At 57.2% G+C, this 21,778-nt stretch carries 21 protein-coding genes; 3 read left to right on the forward strand and 18 right to left on the reverse strand.

Annotated features, from left to right (window positions below; translation table 11 throughout):
• Positions 1 to 10 precede the first annotated feature (10 nt).
• From PbB2_RS12080 to hisI, 13 genes are all read right to left on the reverse strand, one after another.
• On the reverse strand, positions 11 to 556 hold the full coding sequence (locus PbB2_RS12080; protein WP_192576317.1) for a LysM peptidoglycan-binding domain-containing protein: 546 nt from the start codon (positions 554 to 556) through the stop codon (positions 11 to 13).
• 347 nt (positions 557 to 903) lie between these two features.
• On the reverse strand, positions 904 to 1,563 hold the full coding sequence (locus PbB2_RS12090; protein ID WP_133245798.1) for a hypothetical protein: 660 nt from the start codon (positions 1,561 to 1,563) through the stop codon (positions 904 to 906).
• 444 nt (positions 1,564 to 2,007) lie between these two features.
• The gene (locus PbB2_RS12095; RefSeq protein ID WP_108985578.1) at positions 2,008 to 2,274 is read right to left on the reverse strand and encodes a hypothetical protein; all 267 of its coding nucleotides are present in this window, start codon (positions 2,272 to 2,274) and stop codon (positions 2,008 to 2,010) included.
• 453 nt (positions 2,275 to 2,727) lie between these two features.
• Positions 2,728 to 3,417, reverse strand: coding sequence for an Imm52 family immunity protein (locus PbB2_RS12100; protein WP_108985579.1), 690 nt, complete (start codon positions 3,415 to 3,417; stop codon positions 2,728 to 2,730).
• 9 nt (positions 3,418 to 3,426) lie between these two features.
• The gene (locus PbB2_RS12105) at positions 3,427 to 3,765 is read right to left on the reverse strand and encodes a Tox-REase-5 domain-containing protein (RefSeq protein ID WP_108985580.1); all 339 of its coding nucleotides are present in this window, start codon (positions 3,763 to 3,765) and stop codon (positions 3,427 to 3,429) included.
• A 57-nt stretch (positions 3,766 to 3,822) separates the two neighbouring features.
• Positions 3,823 to 4,092, reverse strand: a complete 270-nt coding sequence (locus PbB2_RS12110; protein WP_108985581.1) for a DUF7660 family protein — start codon at positions 4,090 to 4,092, stop codon at positions 3,823 to 3,825.
• A gap of 1,186 nt (positions 4,093 to 5,278) precedes the next feature.
• Entirely contained in the window at positions 5,279 to 5,473 is a 195-nt protein-coding gene (locus PbB2_RS16105; protein ID WP_192576321.1) for a hypothetical protein, read from the reverse strand.
• Complete coding sequence (locus tag PbB2_RS16485) at positions 5,439 to 5,711, reverse strand: transposase (RefSeq protein WP_420887467.1); 273 nt, start codon at positions 5,709 to 5,711, stop codon at positions 5,439 to 5,441. Before PbB2_RS16485 ends, PbB2_RS16105 begins: the two co-directional genes overlap by 35 nt.
• A 371-nt stretch (positions 5,712 to 6,082) precedes the next feature.
• Complete coding sequence (locus tag PbB2_RS12125; RefSeq protein ID WP_108985584.1) at positions 6,083 to 6,403, reverse strand: hypothetical protein; 321 nt, start codon at positions 6,401 to 6,403, stop codon at positions 6,083 to 6,085.
• 246 nt (positions 6,404 to 6,649) lie between these two features.
• Entirely contained in the window at positions 6,650 to 11,524 is a 4,875-nt protein-coding gene (locus tag PbB2_RS12130; RefSeq protein WP_108985585.1) for an NAD-glutamate dehydrogenase, read from the reverse strand.
• A gap of 72 nt (positions 11,525 to 11,596) precedes the next feature.
• Entirely contained in the window at positions 11,597 to 12,766 is a 1,170-nt protein-coding gene (locus PbB2_RS12135) for an AI-2E family transporter (RefSeq protein WP_108985586.1), read from the reverse strand.
• Between the two features lie 75 nt (positions 12,767 to 12,841).
• On the reverse strand, positions 12,842 to 15,028 hold the full coding sequence (locus PbB2_RS12140; RefSeq protein ID WP_238164997.1) for a PQQ-dependent dehydrogenase, methanol/ethanol family: 2,187 nt from the start codon (positions 15,026 to 15,028) through the stop codon (positions 12,842 to 12,844).
• Positions 15,029 to 15,148: 120 nt separating this feature from the next.
• Entirely contained in the window at positions 15,149 to 15,544 is a 396-nt protein-coding gene (gene hisI, locus PbB2_RS12145; RefSeq protein WP_108985587.1) for a phosphoribosyl-AMP cyclohydrolase, read from the reverse strand.
• 92 nt (positions 15,545 to 15,636) lie between these two features.
• Here hisI and PbB2_RS12150 point away from each other — a divergent pair, with 92 nt between their 5' ends.
• Positions 15,637 to 16,515, forward strand: a complete 879-nt coding sequence (locus tag PbB2_RS12150) for a DUF817 domain-containing protein (protein WP_420887465.1) — start codon at positions 15,637 to 15,639, stop codon at positions 16,513 to 16,515.
• 36 nt (positions 16,516 to 16,551) lie between these two features.
• On the opposite strand, the gene folE is transcribed toward PbB2_RS12150, so the two are convergent.
• Positions 16,552 to 17,169 (reverse strand): GTP cyclohydrolase I FolE, encoded by a 618-nt coding sequence (gene folE / locus PbB2_RS12155; protein WP_108985588.1) that lies wholly within the window; start codon positions 17,167 to 17,169, stop codon positions 16,552 to 16,554.
• 211 nt (positions 17,170 to 17,380) lie between these two features.
• On the opposite strand from folE, the gene cysS reads away from it, so the two are divergent.
• Both cysS and PbB2_RS12165 read left to right on the forward strand, forming a co-directional pair.
• The gene (cysS, locus tag PbB2_RS12160) at positions 17,381 to 18,769 is read left to right on the forward strand and encodes a cysteine--tRNA ligase (RefSeq protein WP_108985634.1); all 1,389 of its coding nucleotides are present in this window, start codon (positions 17,381 to 17,383) and stop codon (positions 18,767 to 18,769) included.
• Complete coding sequence (locus tag PbB2_RS12165) at positions 18,766 to 19,149, forward strand: YajG family lipoprotein (RefSeq protein WP_108985589.1); 384 nt, start codon at positions 18,766 to 18,768, stop codon at positions 19,147 to 19,149. The genes cysS and PbB2_RS12165 overlap by 4 nt, the downstream gene beginning before the upstream one ends.
• Before the next feature lies 1 nt (position 19,150).
• On the opposite strand, the gene PbB2_RS12170 is transcribed toward PbB2_RS12165, so the two are convergent.
• The 4 genes from PbB2_RS12170 to PbB2_RS12185 all read right to left on the reverse strand — a co-directional run bounded on the left by PbB2_RS12170 (position 19,151) and on the right by PbB2_RS12185 (position 21,677).
• On the reverse strand, positions 19,151 to 19,618 hold the full coding sequence (locus PbB2_RS12170; protein ID WP_108985590.1) for a DUF3429 domain-containing protein: 468 nt from the start codon (positions 19,616 to 19,618) through the stop codon (positions 19,151 to 19,153).
• Between the two features lie 36 nt (positions 19,619 to 19,654).
• Positions 19,655 to 20,425, reverse strand: coding sequence for a TIGR02186 family protein (locus tag PbB2_RS12175; protein WP_108985591.1), 771 nt, complete (start codon positions 20,423 to 20,425; stop codon positions 19,655 to 19,657).
• Positions 20,422 to 21,348: a sulfite exporter TauE/SafE family protein gene (locus PbB2_RS12180; RefSeq protein WP_108985635.1), complete on the reverse strand. Its 927-nt coding sequence runs from the start codon at positions 21,346 to 21,348 to the stop codon at positions 20,422 to 20,424. The genes PbB2_RS12175 and PbB2_RS12180 overlap by 4 nt, the downstream gene beginning before the upstream one ends.
• Before the next feature lie 116 nt (positions 21,349 to 21,464).
• The gene (locus PbB2_RS12185) at positions 21,465 to 21,677 is read right to left on the reverse strand and encodes a PLDc N-terminal domain-containing protein (RefSeq protein WP_238164998.1); all 213 of its coding nucleotides are present in this window, start codon (positions 21,675 to 21,677) and stop codon (positions 21,465 to 21,467) included.
• Between the last annotated feature and the right edge of the window lie 101 nt (positions 21,678 to 21,778).

Here is a 21,778-nt window from a genome sequence, read left to right on the forward strand (position 1 = left end):
GGGTGACCTTCTACAGGAAAGTACCTTCCGCACTGGCCCCGCCTGCAAGACCCCCGCTGATAAAGGCCATGCCAACGTCTTTCCATGAGAATTTCTCCTGGATGCCGGTTGCCACACCTACTGCTTGACTGACGACTGAGCCTGCGGCGGCGGCAAGGCCAGAGCCGACAAATGTCGCTGCGGCTGTTGCGGTGGCCGACAGGGTCGTCACCCCAGTTGCCGCTTTCAAAAGCCCAGTAACAAACTTCGTCGCTGCCCCTTTTGTGATAGCAATGACCGCAATGGCGATAATGACGAGGAAAATCTGCCCGACGACGCCACATTTTTGTTTCTTCGGTGGCGCAGCTTGGGGGGTGGTGGGGTTTACGTCGCCGAGGGTGTCAGTGGGATCAGTCGGCGTGATCGTGGCCGCGTTATAAGTATTGCGCATCACGCCTGCTGGAATGCGCAGGGTTTGCCCGGCCGAGAGGGCCACATCGCCCGACAGACCATTGGCTTGGGCCAATTTGTACCAAAGCCCGCTGTCGCCCCACAGGCTGGCAGCGACGGCTTGCAAGGTCTCGCCCCCGCGTGCCGTGATGGTGCCAGCAGCCGAGCCCTGATTATAGCTGAACCATGTATTGCCAGCCGGGCTGCCCGTTTGGGTGTGGCTTTGTTTAGGTCGCTATTTTTTGGTGAAGGGTGTGCTTGGCCTCAAGAATGGGTGACAAGCTTTCAGGCCAACGGTGCCTGTTCAAATGGCGACATCATTGCTGAAGTAGCATCGTGCAAAAGACACTTCAACAGCCTGATCCTCTCAGCGCAGGCTTGGCCCAACCAAGCCACTGCAAAGCTGCTGCTTGCATGACCCAAGTCAAAACACTTTCAGGCCGCGCGTCGCAATGCTCATACGTGAAGCGCACTTTAATAGGACACGTCTCCCCAAGTCTCCTCTTTGGGATAACGCTCACTCTCGGCCAGAACCCGGGGAACAAGCTTCTTGTAAAGCTCAAATTTCTCTGGGTCGTCATAAATGGCATCGATATAGGGAGCTCGCCAATGATTCTCGCCAAGCGCGCGCAACATAACCGGCTCATCCAGCAACCAGCGGATCAAGGCATCTTGATGATGATACAGATGTACTTCACGACCATCATATTCCGAAACCGGAACGCGCCATGATGTCACATGTTGATCATCAAGATAGTAGAGTTCTAGTTCTCTTTCATCAGTAGAAAAATCATAACCTATTCGGCCACGCTTTGAGTAATTGTCCAACTCAGGAGGGAGCGGATAAATACCAATTAATATCCATTTGCCGTAACTGGGTGCACCTTTCATCATCGCCGCGCGGAACTTTATAGGTCCCAAATCTATCGTAGCCGGCTTTTTCTTGCGCCAAGCGGCCAAATGGGCACCTGAAATGACAGTCTGAGACATTGCAACTGTCGCATCAGGGGTAACCTGCGCTAAAAACCATTCATCCCAGCCACATTGGATGGCGTAAACTTTTCCTGTCGCAAACGTGCTTCGGCTTGACGTCGCTAATATGTTTACAGGATCTGGGAGTTTACCAGTGACCATCTTGGAACTTCCAATTGGGATTATTCTTCTGAACTGGCCCAAACAGCTGCCCGGTGCGGAAGCTCGAACCAGTGACCGAACTAACCCGTACGCCGACCGTTGCGTGCGTGATCCCACTAGCCCTCAGCGCATCTCGGAGTTCCAATGCGGCACCATGAAATTGCGCTTCCGACTCAAAGCCTAGCGGAACAGTGCGCGAAGCTCAATTAACAGGAATGCTCTCTGCGGCAAAAGAATTGAAGCCACTTAGGATACGCTTTCTGAGTGAAAGCATCAAGACCTCGAATGATTTCACGCAATTGAGACATGCCTTTTTCGTTCCAAGTCCTGATAGGCCCAGTTATCTTGCCTCAAAGTTTAGGTTTCCGGCCCGCATGTTTGGATAGTGCATGCCCGACGACCGTAGTTTGTTTGTAAGACGCTTGCGCTGATGTCAGTACAGTTTCAATCTGAACGATGGAATTTGATTTGAACGAGGGAAGCTCCGCTCGGCATCCGCCCCTTCCCCACAGCCCGCCGAATAGGACCGGCTGCCTTGCCGAGAATGGTGCCAGCACCTTCGGCGACAAGTCCACTTACGAACGCATCAAATGCCGCATTTTGCAGAGTAGGCAACATGACCCGCAGGCCAGTATCAAGTCCATCCCTTGACATACCAGAGGCAACGACACCCCGATCAATCGGGTTATCGCTATTGCGAGCAGCTCTCATACAGTCCATGGGGCTTCCATTGCCCCCCAATTCAATGGGTCATCGAGGCGTGGGAAAAGCAACTTGTCAAAACTCCCTTGGGAACTTGCCTTTGCATCTTTGATTTTCCGGAATTCCGCGCCCTAAGCCACGCCGTGGCCCTCGCCGAATGGCCACATCGCGGCGGAGCCTTGTGCCGCTCTATCTACAGATCAGGGCCAGCGCGGGCTTTCGCCGGGGCGAAGTCAGTTCAACGTGCATAATCCAGCCCAAGAACGCCAACGATTCCAAGCCCCCGCGCGCCGCCCCCGTCACTTCACCGTCGCACGTCGGATTTGACGGAGAAGCTGCCACCACCCCAAAGCGCCACTTTATCCCGCAACATCAGCACCATCCACCCGCAAGCCCTCGCGTACGGTGTGCCGGTCGTAACTCGCTTCGATTTGGCGATCCGGGGATAGGGCCTGATTTGGTTCAGGCGGATAGGACGGCTTCAACCTGGCCGATGCGACGCAGTTCCTCCGGATCATTTCCTTGTGGCGGTTCTGGTTGAACGACAACGATTGAGCCCAGCCCTGCAAGAGGTATCACAGTCGCGAAGGAAGGGGCTGCATTGATCACGCGGGGCACGTAAACCATCCAGTCAACGAAGGGGTAATCGGCGTCGAAGTCACGATCTACAATTGCTCGCTTTGACATGATCCCCGCCCATTGCGGTTGCCAAGTTTCCGCAACCAACGCGAGAAGCGCAGCTGCACTTTTGGCGTCACCAAGGTTTCGGGACTGCATTGGAAGGTCCAGCAGGACATTATTTCCAACCCGGTCGTTGAAGCTGCCGCAATGCACACTCAGAGACGCTTCACCATCATCGTCCATCGCACCGTTCCATAGGCCCAAATTGAAGCCAAGGTCATCTATCACACCGCCACCCTCATCATACCTGTTTCGTCCTTTGAGGAGCAATGTTTGCAGCCGTGACGGATCAGCATAATCGACTGTGCGAGTGAGCGCGTCTTTGCGCGAACGGCCACGCTCAAACCAGTGCGACAGGGCTGGGTCGATAGTTGCCATACCGTTCAACAGACGGCTGACCTTCACCGCGCAGTCGTCTGCACTTTCGCGGCGAGCATCCCAATATGCCCCGAGGAAAAAACGAGATGTCATTCGCGCCTCCTATGGGCCTACTGGTGTATGAACCACGGTTATACCTTTGACTTTGTTGGTCGCAAACAAAGCTCGCATCGCATCGGCTGCTTTCGCTTCAGCCACATGCCAAATAATCGGCGTGCCGTTTGCCGCAGCGACCTGCCGCTGCACTTGGCTCACAAGGGCATCTTTGCCCGTGAACCAACTCCTGAACTCGCCATTCTTAACGAACGTAGCGTAACCAGGCCCCTTGGCTTCCAAGAAAGCCCCAGCTTCGAATCCGTCGAAGCGAACCCCATTAGCCACAAAAGCTTCGCCACTACGACCTGTGATTTGAGTCTGATAAGCCAGCGAACGCGCTGACATCGATTCATTCACTGTGCGCCAGGCACCCGGCAATGCGCTCTCTGCGGCAATAAATACCTAGTTTCCGTACACAGTAGCCGCGAGCAGCATCTGAGCGGCGATTCTCCAAGTTATTTTACTAGTATCAACCGCCTCACCCATATTTTTATAATAGCCGTCCATATCCTGAGCAAAGCCCGACAAGCCGCGCATATAGCTAGAAAGGTCGGTATTCTCCCATTCGCCCCCTCCCGCCGCGAGGTCACGACTAAGCTCACCGACAAAGCGTACAAACTCCTCTCGCGAGTTCACCGCACCGGCCATGTCGAACAAATCGTCATTTTCCATATGTCACCTTATATTGATTGAAGCGCCGTTATTGGTGGTCGTAAACTTGAACATCTGCCGTTTCGGAACCGCGTCCAGTTTCTGGTATGGAACCTCGACCCCCGCCTTCTGGAAAGCGTACAAGCGCCGATTGTCCAAGGTAAAGATCATTCCATCCTTCTGGACTATGCGGATCGGCTTCACGCTTGCTGGATCAACCGTTCGTCCCAGCGAGGCTGCAAAGTCATCAACCGAGCCGTAGGGCGGCCTGAAGTTGGCGGAAGCGCTATCCTGGCTGAAGCGGATTAACTTGGGATCGATCGTGCCGGTTCGCGGTAGCCTAGCGAAGTCGTCAACCGACAGGAATATTCTCTCTGCGGCAACACATCAGTCTATTTGGGACAACCTCTCCACATCATCCCAGTTTGCCGCACGGCCGGCCTCCTGCATGTAGCTTTCGAAGTTACTACCTTCTTCGTCCGAAACAGGCTCAGCCGAACGCCATATGGAATCGCATTCAAAGCACATTTTGAAGGCTACGCGTGGCTCAGATTTCAGCCGCACGTTCCATACAACATCTTGGCCACAATAGGGGCAAATCAGCATTTTATTCTCCTATTCGGGGAATGAAGTTATGACTCGGGTCGTACCATCACGCACGACAATTCGCACATGTGTTTGACCTGCGGTGCCGACCTGACGACCCATATCCACCGACCAATACCTATTTCCGTTTTTCTGAAGAATCCCAGGCCCAGATCGAGCTGTCCACGCCTCATCGATCAGGCCGAGCACATCACTGCGACCAGCGTCAAAGACCGAGTGCACCGGCTTGTTGGGGTTCGCCGTCGAATGATCCAAAACGTGCTTGATCCGATTACCGTGCACAGAACCTTGCTCGTAGATTAGACCTGCCGGACTCGTCCACGACTTCGTTGCTCTGTCAAAGGTAAGCTTCGTCCCCTTCGGCAACACCCCCAGCCCCGGAAGTTCCCCCGCCACTAAGTTTCCCCTTTATATGGGCGATGCCGATAGCGCCGACACCACCTGCCAGAACCTCAACGCTCAGTCTTAGCCCAGCAGCTGCCCGCCGCGGCCCAGCATAGACAAACCCTCTGTTCGCATAGCACCTGCAAAGCTTGGCGCTGGGTTTGTTTGTTGATCCGTCACTTCCGCGTCACGATCCAGCACATGGGCCTGAACCAGATCAGGAGATCAGCGAGACCGTTCCGGCAGAGATCAGGCCGCTCGACTGAGTGCCTTTGCCGCTGGCTGTGCCGTGGCAAAGGCCCGTGGTGGGAATGTCGGATGACAAGCCAGAAGCGAACGCGCCGCCCTGATCTATAGCCTGATCGGCACTGACAAGCTCAATACCATCGATCCCCAAGCCTCGCGCACACACCTGCTCGCCAACATGCCCTCATGGCCGACTTGACGCATTCAAGAACGCACACCCTGGAAGCGGAAACCAACGCCCTAAGCCACGCCGTAGCCCTGGCCGGATGACTACTGTAGATCTGACTTGGATGCACCCCGTATCGGCGCGCAAGCTGCGTCATCACAGCCCCTGCCGCATAATTCTCTTCCACAACCGACTGCTTGAAATTGTCACAAATGCGACGCCGACGACCCGTCTCCACGGCATCAAGCCGACGCCCATATCCCGCTGCTATCGCCTGTAACGTCTCCAAACGCGCGCTACCTAGCCCAGTTCATGCCTCAACGGTATGTGGCCCTCAGCGAATGGATACGACCAATCGGGGCTCAGGTCACGATCAAGAGCTCATGGCATTTGTGAGTAATTGAAAGCCTCGCCGGAGGATACCCTTCATCAAAAGTGAGCACTCTATCAAAATTTAAGGGGTCAATTCTGCATGCACTTTCACAACCGGCCCTACGGTCCTGCAACGACCGTCAGCAAACTCATGCAACCCCGCGAATAATCCGGGTTAGCTCCCTGAGCCACGCCGTGGACCGCGCCAGATCGATACGATAGAATGGGTTCCACTCATCAGCGCTTCGCGTCGCTGTCGAGCAGTAGGTCTTCCATTTCGTTGATAAGTAAGTAGCCTTTGTGCGCTTCGCCGTTGGTGTCGTCAGGGTCCGCCTCGAAATGCGCCCGCATCCGGTTTGATAACTGGAGCAGCTTGGCGTAGCGCTCCTCGCCCAATTTCTTGCTCACGCGCGCAAGGCCCTCATTAAGGGAGTAAAAGCGACTATCAATATTCCAGAACGGGAATTCTGGATGCGTCATTGTCGGAGAACTTAGCATCATAGACCCTAAGTAGTCCACAACCTCACTGATCGTCCCGGGAATGTATAGCTTCTCCATCACGACCTCCTACTTGGGACTGCCGGGCGGGCAATAGAATAAGAGCCACCTAACACGGTCGGCCTGACGATCACCACATCAGTTTGCGCAGAATGCGCGCTGAGGCAACGTTAAGCTCCAAAGCCTGCACAGTGCAGATTGTTGCGGGCCCGAGTTTAACGACCACATCAAACAAGGCACAGCCCGCCAATCTGCTGGACCAGAGTGGGGCCAGAGCTGGCGGCGTTCTGCGCCACACACCTGCCCTCAGGCGCGGGCGGTTTCGGACAATTCCTTCAGCTGGGTATTGGCGATGGCGAGTTTGGCGAAGCTCCAGCCACCTTGGCTGGCGCGCAATTCGCTCAACGCCGAGCGCGTCCGGGCAAGCTCACCATTATTCAGTTTGGACCAGCTTTCCACCACCGCCCGTGCCCATGCCGCGCTGGCCCCGGCCTGGCCGAGATTGGCAGCATGATCACAGACCGTGCCAGTTAGGCCGGCTTGCTCGCCCATGAATTCCTCGATCAGACGGCGTGTCGCCACCCGGTCCCAATGATCGGGCGTTGAGGTCTGGCCCGCAGCGGCGCGGATCTCGTCAAAGCCAACCGCAGCGCCCAGCGCATGATAGAGCCGGGCAACAGCCTCAACCGGCAAGGCCTTGGCAGCAGCGATATCGACGATGTCGGTCGCCGAAGTCAGCGGCAAGAGCCCCGCAATCGACTTGGCCAAGCCTGCCGGTGCCCCGGCCTCGGTCAGCGCCGTCACACGTGTCTCCAGTCGGGCTTTCTCAAACGGGCTCACCACATCCTGGATCAGACCAGATAGGGTTTGCACGCCGGCGGAATAAGTGGAGACCAGATCGCCAACCGACCGCAAACCCGCGCCATCTCCCCGGCTGGCGCGCCGGGCCAGCCAGAAGCTTTGACGCCGCAACACAGTGAGGATCTCCATCATCAGGTCCAATTGGACCGATGCGGGCACTTTAAGATCAAGCCCGTTGACCGCATCAATCGCCCCATCAAGCCCGAAAATGGCGCGCGCAGCGGCAAAGGCACGTGCGATCGAGCCGGTATCTGCCACTGCACTTTCGCGCACCCGGTCCATAAAGCCCGCACCACCCAGATCCACCATCTTGTTGGACAGAATTGTCGCAATGATTTCACGCCGCAGACGGTGATTGGCCATGGCCTCGCTGAACTGACGGCAACCAGGCGGGAAATAAGTGATCAACGTGTCCTCAAACCACGGATCATCCGGCGCATCTGAGGCGATCAGATCGTCAAACAGCGCGAGCTTGCCATAAGCGGTCAAGACCGACAGCTCTGGCCGCGTCAGGCCAGCCCGATTGGCGCGGCGATTGCGGAATTCCTCTGTCGACGGCAGGAATTCGACCTTGCGTGACAAGCGCCCTGAGGCCTCCAGCCGTTCGATGAAGCGCTCATGCGCATCAAGGTCCTGACGGGCGGTGGCTTCTTGCAGACTGATGGCCAAGGTCTGGGCATAATTGTGCCGCAGAACATGGGTGGCGACATCGTCGGTCATCTCCGCCAGCAGCACGTCGCGGGCCTCCATGGTCATATGCCCCGCGCGGACCAGACCATTGAGCAGGATTTTGATATTGACCTCATGGTCGGAACTGTCGACGCCAGCGGAATTGTCGATGGCATCGGTGTTGAGGCGCACACCGGCTTGTGCCGCCTCGATGCGGCCACGCTGGGTCAGGCCCAGATTGGCCCCTTCGCCGATGACTTTACAGCGCAAGTCCTGGCCATCGACCCGCAAGATGTCATTGGCCTTGTCGCCAACCTCGGCATGGCTTTCGCTCCGGGCCTTCACATAGGTGCCGATGCCGCCAAACCAGATCAAATCGCACGGAGCTTTGAGCAGCGCATGCATGAGGTCGGTGGGCGAGGCTTCAGCGCCCTCCAACCCGGTCAATGCCTTGAGTTGAGGCGAAAGCGGGATGGATTTCGCCGCGCGTGAATACACCCCACCACCGTGCGAGATCAGGCTGGCATCATAATCCGCCCAAGATGAACGCGGCAGAGTGAACAGGCGCTGACGCTCTGCAAAACTTGCGTCCAGATCTGGTTCTGGGTCGATGAAAATGTCGCGGTGATCAAAAGCGGCCACCAGCCTGATCTTGCGCGATAGAAGCATGCCATTGCCGAATACATCGCCCGACATGTCACCCACGCCAATCACGGTGAAAGGCTGGGTTTGGGTATCATGACCCATTTCACGGAAGTGGCGCTTGACCGCCTCCCACCCCCCGCGCGCGGTGATGCCCATTTTCTTATGGTCATAGCCCACAGAGCCACCCGAGGCGAAAGCATCACCCAGCCAATGGCCATAGTCAGCACTGATCGCATTGGCGATGTCAGAGAAAGTGGCCGTCCCCTTATCAGCGGCGACCACCAGATAGGGGTCATCTTGGTCCCAGCGAATGACCGAGCGTGGCGGGATAATGCCACCATCACCGGCAATATTGTCGGTCAGATCAAGCAGCCCGCGCAGGAAGGTCTTGTAGGCCTCAATCGCCACGGCCTGAATATCGTCGCGACTGCCATTGCGCGGCAAGGTCTTGGGGAAGAAAGCGCCCTTAGAACCCACAGGCACAATCACGGCATTCTTCACCTGTTGGGCCTTTACAAGACCCAGCACTTCGGTGCGGAAATCATCCCGCCGGTCCGACCAGCGCAAGCCGCCGCGCGCCACCGGGCCAAAGCGCAGATGCGCCCCTTCGACTTGGGGCGACCAGACCCAAATTTCCCGATAGGGCTTGGGGTCGGGGACTTCATCAATCTCACGCGTAGCGATCTTGAAGCTCATATAGGATTTGGGCCCGCCATCAGGTCCGGGCTGATAATAATTGGTGCGCTGAATCGCCATGACCAATTGAGCAAGCCGACGCAGGACGCGGTCTGCATCCAGACTGGGCACCTGATCAAGCAAGCCCAGAATTGTCGTCATTTCGGCCTTGGCAGCCGTCTCGCGCGCCTTCTTCGCGCCGAAATCGGGATCAAAGCGGATGCGGAACAGGTTGAGGATGGCGCGGGTAATCTCTGGATATTCGGCCACGGCCTGTTGTTGAACGACTTCAGAAGGATCAAGCCCGGTCTGGCCGCGCCAGCGGGCCAAAGCGCGCACAAGGGCAGCCTCACGCCAAGACACGCCCAGCTTCAGGATCAGCCGGTTAAAGCCGTCATTCTCGGCCCGCCCGGCCCAAATGGCAGCGACCGCCTCTTCAAACGACCCTTCGACGACTTTGAAATCGAGTGGCTTGCCATTGGCGGTGCGCATCGACACATCTTGCACCCACACAATCTCATGATTGTCTGGGGTCTTGCGGCTGACCCGATGTGGGGTCTCGCTGACCACATAAAGACCCATGCTCTCAAAGATCGGCACAGCAGCCGACAAGGCAGTGGGGTCACCCATTTTATACAGTTTGGCGCGCAGAATGGTGTTGTGATCATCGTCACGACGATAAGCGCGCACACGCACATCATCGCCTTGGACCTGCTCTAGCTCTTCAATGTCACGCAGGGCTTCAGCGGCATCAAAAATATCGCGATAGCCGGGTGGGAAGCCCCCCAGATAATTCTGGAAGGTCCGCGGCTTGCCCTCAGCCAAGGCTTCAACCCCATCCTCCCACGTCCGGGTGATGTCGGCGATCCGGGCTTCCAAGGCCTCGACCTCGGGATTGGCGTGCTGGTTGGCGGTGACGCCAATCACATAATGGACCCGCGCAAGAGGCGCGTCGCCGAACAAGGGGTAAAAGGCCGACAACCGCCCGCCATAGGCTTCCGCCAAGGCCAGACCAATCTTCTCGCGCACGTCAGAATTGTAACGATCGCGCGGGACAAACACGAGCACAGACATGAAGCGGTCAAACCGGTCGCGGCGCACAAAAACCTTTGTGCGTGGTCGATCCATCAAATGCTGGACGCCAAGCGCGATGCGCAGCAGATCGTCTTCCTCAATTTGGAACAATTCATCGCGGGGGTAATTTTCCACGATATTGCGCAGACGCTTGTCATTATGGCTGCCGGGAACCAGGCCAGCGCGGGCAATCACACGTTCGGTCTTGCCGCGCAGCATCGGTACATCGCGTACCATCTGGTCATAGGCTTCGGCTGTGAACAAGCCGACAAAGCGGTCCTCACCCAGAACTTCGCCATTATCGCCAAAGCGTTTGACGCCAATATAGTCCATGACGGTGCGACGATGGACGCGCGAACGCAAGTTGGACTTGGCAACAATGATGGGCGAGGGCTCTTCAATATAGGCTCGCACGGCATCACTAAGGACCGAAGGCTCATTCAGACGGCGCAGAACCATGCGTAACGGGTCGCGCAAAATCCCCAGATTGAGGTCTTCGCGGATATCAGGCTCATCCTTGATCCAAGCCCCATTGGTGTCGCGAGGATAATCATAAGAGCGCACGCCAAAGAACACGAAGTGATCGGCCACCAACCATTTCAAAAAGGCAATGGATTCGGCAATCTCATCAGCGGTGGCTTTTGTCTTGGCCACGGCCAGATCGCGGATGGCGTTATTCATCCGGCTCTTCATCGCCTGATAATCCACCACTGACAGGCGCACATCCTGCAAGGTCTCGCGCACACCCATCAAAATCGCATCGCGCTTGGAGGGGGGTGTAGGTGGCAAATGCACTTGAATGAAAGATTCAGCGGCTGGCACACCGCCGGGCTGGCGAACACCATCAGGATCACGGCTTAAGGAGACAATGGGATGGAACATGGCGCGCACTTCCACGCCCTGGGCCCCAATCTCGCCCATCACACTGTCAACGAGGAAGGGCATATCCGGCCCGCAAATCTCCAGAATGTCACGGCCCAGCGGTTTGCCGTCCGCCCCCTTGCCCTCAATCAAGCGAATGTCTTGTGCATCTGCGCGCTTATGTGAGGTCCAGCGCCAGAATCCATCGGCCAATGCAGCCAGATCAGCGGACGTCAGCCCTTGGACATCATCCTCGGTCGCGTCCTGGGCGATCTGAGTGAGAAATGATTCAGCGGCAGCATCCAAATGACCGCCGGATTTGAAACTTGGAAAAGCCAGAGCCGCCGAGATCAGATCATCTGGCAAAATGCGCCGATCTGTTGCGTAAACCGACATGGATATCCTCCCGTGCCTGACCAGCAGGCCATACAACGCGTCCTGATCACAGGCCCGGCGGGCCAGAGCCGATCAAGACGGCTTTACTTCTATTTTGCTTGGATCATCCTGCGAAGTGGTGGTTTCTTCCTTAACAGCTCCTTGCGTGTGTGCAGCAGACACTGATTTAACACCCGACTGATCAGCGTCATCGGGATCCGGGTTGATGTCGGGATTACCATTATTGGACAAAAGGACTGCAATCCAACGTGTGGCGGAAAACTGGGCCAGCACAATCATCAGCATGACCGTCAGCGGTACGGCCAAAAACATACCCGGGCCTCCCCACAACTTGCCCCAAAAGGCCAAAGACAGAAACACCACCAAAACCGAAATATTCAGGCTGTCGCCGGTCATGCGCGGCTGGATGATATTGCCAACGACAAATCCGATGGCTTGGGTCCCTGCCAGAATGATCACGGCTGGAATGGGGCTGGTGAATTGAACCAGCGCGAAAAGAGCGGGCAAAAGACTGCCTGCTGCCCCGCCCACCACGGGAATATAGCTCAGCACAAAAATGATGATGGCCCAAAACAACCCGTTTTGCAGGCCGACCAGCGCAAACAGCACCCAGCTGGCCCCAGCGATCATCAGGCCCGTGACCGTCTGGACCCAGAGATATTGTTCCATCGAACGGGCAATCGCCCGACCCGTCTGTGACGCTTTGGCCCGTTCGGCCTCATCGGGAAAGATTTGCGCCATTTTGGCGGGCATGCTCGCTTGGGCTGCAAACAAACAGGCGACATAAATGATGACAAACAGCGCTTGGCCACCAAAACTCTGCAGGGCGTCAGCGACTCCACGCAAGATCAAAGCCGGATTGACCTTGGCAAACATCTCACCCACCGTGGGTGCTGTTCCCGACAGGCCCAATAAAGCATAGGTCTGATGGATTACCTGATCGAGCCGCTCCTGATAGGCCCCGATCGAGCGGGAGAATACCGCAGCATATTCAATAACAAAGCCGACAATGCCGGCAAGACTGATAAAGACAATCAGCACCGCCAAAGGGACTGCTGCCACCCGAGGCAAAAAGGGCAAGCGGCGGCTTAAGCTCTGTGCAAAGGCGTCCATGGTCAGCCACAAAAATATGGCCAGGGCCAGCGGGGTCAAAAGGTCAGCAAACCAATAAAGGCCTGCAATGATCGCCGCGCTTGCCAAGAGCAAGCGCGACGCACTGGAAGTCGACTGCGCTTTCATCATGGGCTTACCAAGACCTGCATTGCCCCGAAGGTCAAGCCGTGCGGCAGTTCAGCTTCCCTCTGGTCAGCCGCCTCCTCAATTCCCAGTCTTCGCGCCGTCTTTGGCGGCAGGGCCTGTGCCCAGCTGGCGATAATGCACCTTGGCCTGTTGGACGACATAGGCGCGAATATCTTCAATTTCAGCAGGGTTGAGCCATGAACTGAAAGAGACCATGCCGCGGCTGGCATTGGCCCCGTCAAACACGATCTGTTTCCAGGTTCCCGCATCTTGAATGGCAGGCGAATAACGCAGATCGGGCAACAGGCCGCCGGTCGCACTGGCCCCGTGGCAGACTTGGCAATGGCGCATGAAGTGGTTGAACCCGGCCTGAGGATTGCCAGGGGCGAGCGTCGTCGACAAATCAAGGGCCACTTTTTCAGGGATCACATAAGGGGTGGCCTTGGCGGTCCCACCAATCTTAAACACCATCAAACGGCCCTTGAGACTGACTGGCCGATCCGGGGCTGCCAAAGGGGCCGCGATAATCGCCCCGCCATAGCCAACCATCACCGCGACATATTGCTCCCCATCAATCTTGTAGGTCATGGGCGGGGCGATAATGCCGTTCTGGGTCTCATAGCTCCAGACTTTTGTGCCATCGGCGGCATTGAAAGCCTCCAAAAAGCCCTCTGAGGTGCCTTGGAAAACAAGCCCGCCCGCAGTGGCCAAGATGCCGGAGTTCCAAGGGAATTTGCGCGGCACAGTCCAGCGCGGCTTGCCCGCGACCGGATCCCACGCCACCAACATGCCTGTCAGCATGGCGCGAATGGCTTTGCGCTGGGCCTCATCATCAGGCAGAGCGGCCAAGCCCATATTGGTGCCGGTATTCCAAGCCCCGGCGATCTGGCGATAGGGCTCGGCCTGATTTCCCGTCGCCGCCGGCACCAGCATAGCCGGCACATAGACGAGATTTTCCTTCGGGTTCATCGCCATCGGGTGCCAATTATGCACCCCGAATGGGGCGGGGAACACCAAAGCCGGGGCTTTGGCAAAGCGGGCCGAGGGATTCTCATTGGGCCGGCCCGTCTTCAAATCGACCGAATGAGCCCAAGGCACCGGCATACCGGGGGCAAGGTCAGCCTCTTTCGGCATGGGGAAAAGCGGGTTGGCGGACAAGAGCTCACCTGTGGCGCGATCCAGCACATAGAAGAAACCGTTTTTCGGCACTTGCATGATGACTTTGCGCGTTTTGCCGCCCATCGGCAGTTCGGCCAGCATCAAATGCTGGGTTGCAGTAAAGTCCCAGGAATCCCCCGGCGTAGTCTGATAATGCCAGACATAAGAACCTGTATCAGGTCGCACCGCCACAATGGAGGAGACAAACAAATTGTCGCCCTTGCCCCCGGAACGGATTTGATGGTTCCACGGCGAGCCATTGCCGACCCCAAAATACAAAAGATCCAACTCAGGATCATAGGCCATGGCATCCCAGACGGTGCCACCGCCACCCGATTGCCGCCACGCCCCCTCACCCCACGTCGGCGCAGCCTTTGTCTTTAAAAGGGCGTCAGATACCTGGCCGTCAGGTTCGCCCTTGGGATTAGGCGTGGTGTAAAAGCGCCAAACCATATCGCCGCTATCGGCATCATAAGCGCTGATATAGCCCCGCACCCCATATTCGGCCCCGCCATTGCCGATCAAAACCTTGCCCTTAACCACCCGGGGCGCCCCGGTAATTGTATAGGCCTGACCTTGATCGACCGTCACTTTCGACCAGATTTCCTTGCCATTACGGGCATCAAGGGCAATCAGACGGCCATCGAGCGCACCGACAAAGACCTTGCCTCCCCAGACCGCCACCCCGCGATTGACCACATCACAACAGGCCTTATGGGCCGTCTCACCGCGCACTTTCGGATCATAGGACCACAGAAGCTTGCCGGTCTTGGCATCAAGGGCTGCCACTTTCGACCAAGAGGTCGTGGTATAAATCACCCCATCAACCATGATGGGGGTTGCTTCGTGGCCGCGGTCTGTCTCGAACTCATGCACCCACGCCAGACCCAATTGGCCGACATTGCCAGTATTGATCTGATCGAGCGGGCTGAAGCGCTGCTCGTCATAGGTGCGGCCATAGCTCATCCAATTGTCGCCATCGGTCGCAGCAGAAGACAGACGGGCGGCATCGACCTTGGCAGCAGGAGAATTGCTGGTGTCTGGCGCACAGGCAGCTGTCCATAGCCCCATCATGACCGCACCTGAGGCCAAAATCCGTCTGATCATCATTTCCTCCCCTGACCGGTGGCACGCCTGTGGCGCGTCCATCTCGTGGTCACGAAAGCGAGAGTATCGGCTTTGGGAATTTGGGCAATAGGGCCGGTGCGTCGGCCAAGCAGGTGGCGATCACGACGGGTCTGGGGCGATTTGTAAAAGCTTGCCATCAGGCCCGGCCACCGCGCGATAGAAGCAGGATGTAAAGCCGACATGGCAACACCCACCATCGCCATCGACCCGCACTTTCATCACCACCGCATCCTGATCGCAGTCAATGCGCAATTCCTGCACATGCTGGAGCTGGCCCGAGGTCTCACCCTTCTTCCACAGGCTCTGGCGTGAGCGCGACCAATAATGGGCAATGCCGGTCTCAATCGTCAGAGCCAAAGCCTCCCCATTCATCCAGGCCAGCATCAGCACCTCTCCTGTTGTGGCTGATTGGGCGACCGCCGGGATCAAACCGTCGGCGTCAAAGCGCGGGGCCAATGTCAAACCGCGCTCCAGCGCCTCGGTAGAATTGGCCATCGGGAATTGTGCAGAGGACGACAAATCTTAGCCTCAAATCAGGGTTTATCCCTTAGTCAGGTGTCGGCTGACCCATCAGGAGCTTTTGAGTTTTGCACATCTATGATCTTGCCCGCAATGGGGCACAAAAGCTTTATGCCACCGGGCGGATCTGGTCCGAGGGCGCGCCCTGGCGTGGTCCGGTTTTTGAATTTGTCATGTTCGGGGTCAAACAGGCGTGGGCCTGCCTCTATGGCGGCACGATGTTATTGCTCCTCATCCTCACCATGTTGTTCTGGCCCACGCAGGATGTGTGGTTGAGCCGGTTCGACTTTCTGTTTCTGGCCGCTATCGCCTTGCAAGTCCTGTTGGTCGCGCTGAAGCTGGAGCGCTTGGAAGAGGTCAAGGTCATCGCCATTTTTCATATTGTCGGGACCATTATGGAAATCTTCAAAACCCATGTCGGCTCGTGGTCCTATCCGGGCGAGGCCTTTTTCAAGATTGGTGGCGTGCCGTTGTTCAGCGGTTTCATGTATGCCTGCGTCGGCAGCTATCTGGCGCGCATCAGCCGTCTGATGGATCTGCGCTTTGCCCCCTATCCCCCGATGTGGATGACCTGGCTTCTGGCTATCGGTGCGTATGTGAACTTTTTCACCCACCATTATGGGCCAGACATACGGGTCGGATTGTTCCTCTTTTCGGCGGTGATCTTCTGGCGCAGTCGGGTCTATTTTACCCCCGACCAGACCACGCGCTGGATGCCACTCTTGGTCGGCTTCCTCTTGGTCAGCCTCTTTATCTGGTTGGCAGAGAATATTGGCACATTCACCAATACGTGGATCTATCCCCACCAGAGTGAAGGCTGGCACATGGTGCCTTTGAGCAAGATGGGGGCGTGGTATCTTCTGATGATGCTGAGCTTTGTGCTGGTATCAACCGTTCACAAGCCCCGCCCGCCCGATGACCTTGCAACAAAAACGCCGGACCCGTGAGGGCCCGGCGCATTCGCACACCAAATCGGGGAGGATTTAGTTGTAACCTGCCAAACGCAGGAAACGGTCTTTCAATTCGCGGTCGGTCTTGAATACGCCGGTGAATTGGGTGGTGATGGTGGCCACATTGGGGTGATGGACACCACGTGTGGTCATACATTGATGCTTGGCATCCAACAGCACGGCCACACCGGCAGGGCGCAAAGCCTCGGTGATGCAGTCGGCAATCTGGGCCGTCATGGTTTCTTGGGTCTGCAGGCGCTTGCCAAAGATTTCAACCACACGGGCAATCTTGGAAATGCCGACAACCCGGTTGGTTGGCATATAGGCGATATGAGCCCGGCCCAAGATGGGCACCATGTGATGCTCGCAATGGCTTTCCAGATCAATGTCGCGCAGCATGACGATATCGTCATAGCCCTGCACATCTTCAAACGTGCGGCTCAATTCAGCGGCTGGATCCATTTCATAGCCAGCAAAGAATTCCCGATAGGCTTCCACAACGCGCTTGGGCGTGTCGATCAGGCCTTCCCGCTCTGGATTGTCGCCTGCCCAACGAAGCAGCGTACGCACAGCGGCCATCGCCTCTTCCCGGGTAGGGCGGTTGGTATCATTGACCTCAGAAATGAGGCGCGGGTCTGTAATCGCATCCATGAGCTTATGCCCCTGTTAAAGGGGTCGGAGGTCGAGCCGGGATCACCCCGGACTTAACGCCCGCCCTGATTTCGTTTCATGCCCCTGCACCTGCAGAGGCACCGTTCATGCCGTCTTCGCGTCAGCCAATTTTCAGTCTAAAGGACTGAGACAATAACAAACACGCAAACCACACAAGAGTCTACGTTGGCTCTTCGTCTTGGATCACATGATGGCTGAGATCGAACTGTTCAATACCCTGCAGCGGGAAAAAGTCCGCTTTGTCCCTCAAGATCCAAGCCGGGTGACACTCTATGTCTGCGGACCCACCGTCTATAATTTCGCCCATATCGGCAATGGACGACCCGCAGTGGTGTTTGACACTTTATTTCGGCTTTTGCGGGCCATCTATGGGCAAAACAACGTCATCTATGCCCGCAACATTACCGATGTCGACGACAAGATTAATGCCGCCGCGCGTGAGCAGGGCGTCGACATCAGCCAGATTACTGAAAAATACACCCGCATTTATCGTGCAGATATGACTGCTTTGGGCACGTTGCCCCCGACGCTGGAACCCAAAGTCACCGGCCATATGGACGACATCATTTCCTTGGTTGGCCGTCTCGTGGACAAGGGTCATGCCTATACGACGCCGGACGGGGTGTATTTTCATGTCCCCTCCATGCCAAGCTATGGCCAATTATCGGGCCGCAATCTCGATGACAATGAGGCCGGTGCGCGCATCAGCGTGGATGAAAACAAGCGCGACCCTGCCGACTTTGCCTTGTGGAAAGCCGCCAAACCCGGTGAACCAGCCTGGGATGCCCCATTCGGAGCTGGTCGGCCCGGTTGGCACATCGAATGCTCGGCCATGATTGAGACCAATCTGGGCACCACGATCGACATTCATGGGGGCGGCCACGATCTGATCTTCCCCCATCATGAAAACGAGATTGCCCAATCGGTCTGCGTCCATGACGGTGTGCCACTCGCCAATATCTGGATGCACAATGGCTTCCTGACCATGAATGCTGACAAGATGTCGAAGTCACTCGGCAATGTCGCTCTGGTCCATGAATTGGTACAGCGTTGGCCGGGTGAAGCCTTGCGTCTGTCACTCCTGTCGGCCCATTACCGCGCCCCGCTGGATTGGACCGACGAGTTGATCCTGCAATCAATGAAAACCTTGGATCGGCTCTATCGCGCACTCGCCACAGTGTGGGATGAGACAGCAGAGCCCATCTTGCCCGATGGCGTACTGGCGGCCCTGTGCGATGACCTCAACACGCCCAAGGCTCTGGCCGAGCTTTCCATGCTGGCCCGCAAGGCCAATAAGGCTGAAACCCAGGACGAGCGCCAGCGTGCCAAAGCAGAACTCCTGGGGGCAGGCCAGCTTTTGGGCATTTTGGATCAAGACCCACAGAGCTGGCTGTCACGCGCCGGGGCCACGGTGGATGAAGATGCAAGTGCTGAGATCACTGCCATGGTGAATGCCCGCTTCCAGGCCCGTCAGGACCGCAATTGGGCCGAGGCGGATCGGTTGCGCGCAGAGCTTGCCGCCCGGGGGGTGGAAGTGACCGATGGCAAGGATGGCTCAAGCTGGCGGTTCATCGCATGAGGCTGCGATGGCTCGCTCTGGCGTGTGTTTGTCTGCCGCTGGCGGCCTGTCAGCCCCAAGGAGGGCAGGATGGCGAGCGGCAAGGCCAGGTTGAGATTGCCCCCGATGCTACCGCCACCGCTGATGTCGACAGACGTGCCACGCTTGCCCTCAAGCAGGATCTGGTCACCCGCTTCCCTCAGAACAGCCCGACTGAGGTGGTGGAAGAAGGTCTTAAAAAGGACGGGTTTGACTGTGGCCCCAATCCGGCCAAGGCCAGCGAAAGGGCCTGCCTGAGAGCGGTACGCAAGGAAGGCTGCGAGGAAAACACCATTGTGCGCACCAAGCCTTATCTGCCCGAAAAGGCCCAATTCATTCGGATCTGTGAAATCGTGCGCTAAGTTAGCCGTGCAGGGTCAAATAGGCTTTCCCGGTCAAGGCGATCAGGGCACCCAAGGTCAACACAGCGCGCAAGGGCCGGTACCACAAGGGCCATCGGCGCATACTGCCCCCGGTGGACAAAAAGTCCCATGCCCACAACAGAATGAAACCCCCGGCAAACAGGCCTAAACCAACCAAAGGGGCAACATACTGGGTTACCATGGCAAATGCGCCGATCAGGGACGGGATAACTGCAGCCGATAAGGTAAAGAAGTTGGGGGCTTCGGGACGGGCTCCAATTTCAAAACCCCAACGTGTCCCACCCAAAAAAGACAAGATCACAGCGGAATAGGCAAAAAACAAGGTTGTGGACACCCCATCATAGGGTGAGGCCGCCAAAACACTCCCGGCTAAGGTCGCAAAGAAGGGTATCAGACCCAGGACGCCCAGCACCCACGGACCTATTGGGGCAATATCGCGACGGCGCATGAACCTCTCCTTTTGCCAGCGACCACTTACCCGGGCCTAGGCGGGGGCAAAACGTCTGACCAACCCAGCCGCACCGACCCCAGCGACCAAGGCCAGCAGCACCCCTGCCAGCCCATGCAATACAGCATGATCTCGTGCAAATTCAAAGAGGGCGCGTTCGGCCCCCACTTTCGAGACAACCAACGTGGTCAAGGTCGATTGGGCGGGCCGTCCGTTGCGAAACACCATGACTTTGGCGGTATATAGCCCCGGCGGTGTGCGATCTGGCATTTGGATATCGGCGCGAAATAACCCCCCTTTGAGCAGCTTCACGCCATTGGGATCGTCGACATAGAGTTTTTCGGCCTGCCGCTGGGCCACAAAGGCATCAATCAATTCTTCGGCATAGGGCGCATCGGCGCTGGCCTTGGCGACATCAAGCTGCCCGCGTGGCCGCAAGCCATAAAGCGATAATGTGTCAGCTGGGGCAATTTGTTCCAGCGGGCGGGCGCTGGCCACGCCGAAAAATGTGGGTGCAGCTGCAAAGCTGATCTGATCCTTGCCGATCCACAAACCCGCTGTGCGCTTGCGTTTGGCAATCCAAGCTGGACGGTCCGGCCCGCGTACAGCCACCACAATGTCGGTTCGCCCCACATTTCCCGCGCGTACTGAGCCGAACACAGTGACTTTGGCCCCGGTGAAGCTGGACGTCACCAGGACCGCATCTTCCAGGAGAGCCGCAGAGACCTGTGTGCTCTGGGATTGGGCTGCAGGCGCGCCGAATAGCAAAGCGGCCAAGATGGCGAACAAGCCAAAACGCTGTCTCATAGGCCACCGCCGGGTGAGGACAACTCAAACAGATTGGCGGGAACGAAAACAAGATCGGCCGCCAGCCGCAAAGCGACCAGAAGCACCAAAGCGCCTAAAAGCGCACGCAATTGCTCACCCTTGAGCTTGCGGCCAATGATCACCCCCACTTGGGCCCCCACCACGCCGCCGACGATCAGCAATGCCGAAAGCACCAAATCAAGGCTGCCATTGGCCGCGGCTTGTATGAAGGTGGTGGTTGAAGCGGTAATCAAAACCTGCAGCGTCGAGGTGCCCACCACAAGATTGGGCGGCATGTGCAACAGATAGACAAGCGCGGGGATCAGGATGAAGCCGCCACCAACCCCCATAATGGCCGACAAAACGCCTACGCCCACGCCGATGGCCAAAGGCGGGATGACGCTGATCACCAACTTGGAGCGTGGAAACCGCATTTTGAAAGGTAAGCGGTGGGCCAGGTCTTGGGTGGTTCGCCGCGCCAGTGCCGGGGCGGTTCCGCTGCGCATCCGCACCATGGCCCGCACACTCTCCCACACAAGGCTTGAGCCCAAAGATCCCAACAGGATGGTGTAGGCGATGCGCACGGTCGCTTCGGCCGCACCTTGTGATTTAAGCCAGCTAAACAGGATTGAGCCAAGTCCAACCCCAATCACCCCGCCGAGCGAAATAACCAGACCCATTCTCAAATCGACACCACGGCGCTCAAACTGCCCCATGACCGAGGACATGGAAGAGGCTGCAGCCAGATTGGCACCCGCAGCCACAGCCACCGGCGCAGGAATGCCCATCAGCATTAGCAGCGGGGTCATCAAAAAGCCGCCGCCAACGCCAAAGATTCCCGACAGGCAACCGACCACCAGCCCCAAAGTGGCCATGAGCCACGGGCTTACCGCCATTTCAGCAATGGGCAGATAAACTTGCATGCGCGCCGCCCCGGTGAATCGGCCCACCATAGGCTGGAGTGGACGGCGTAGCTATGGCATCGGGTCACATTTGCAGCAACCAAGATCGCCTGACGAGGGGTATAAAAGGGGCAGATTTAGCCGATCCGCTTGCGCGTCGCCTTGGGCCCGATCAGCAACCACGCAATAAAGCCAATATAGGGCACGAACAGCACCAATACCGACCAGACGGCCTTGCCAAATGGGCCCGTCCGATCATTTTGCAGCACATTGATGACGGCCCAAAGGCCCAGCACGAGGGCAAACAGAAAGCCGAAGGTGAATCCGTTATTCCACTCCATACCGAACATGAGTCAGTTGCTCCTACACAAGGCCCTGCAATTGCCGCAGACTTATGATATTGGGGCCGCCCGCTGCTGGCGCAATGGCCAGTTGTCACCCCAATGCGCGT

The sequence above is a fragment of the Candidatus Phycosocius bacilliformis genome (assembly GCF_003112735.1).
GTDB lineage: Bacteria > Pseudomonadota > Alphaproteobacteria > Caulobacterales > Aquidulcibacteraceae > Aquidulcibacter > Aquidulcibacter bacilliformis.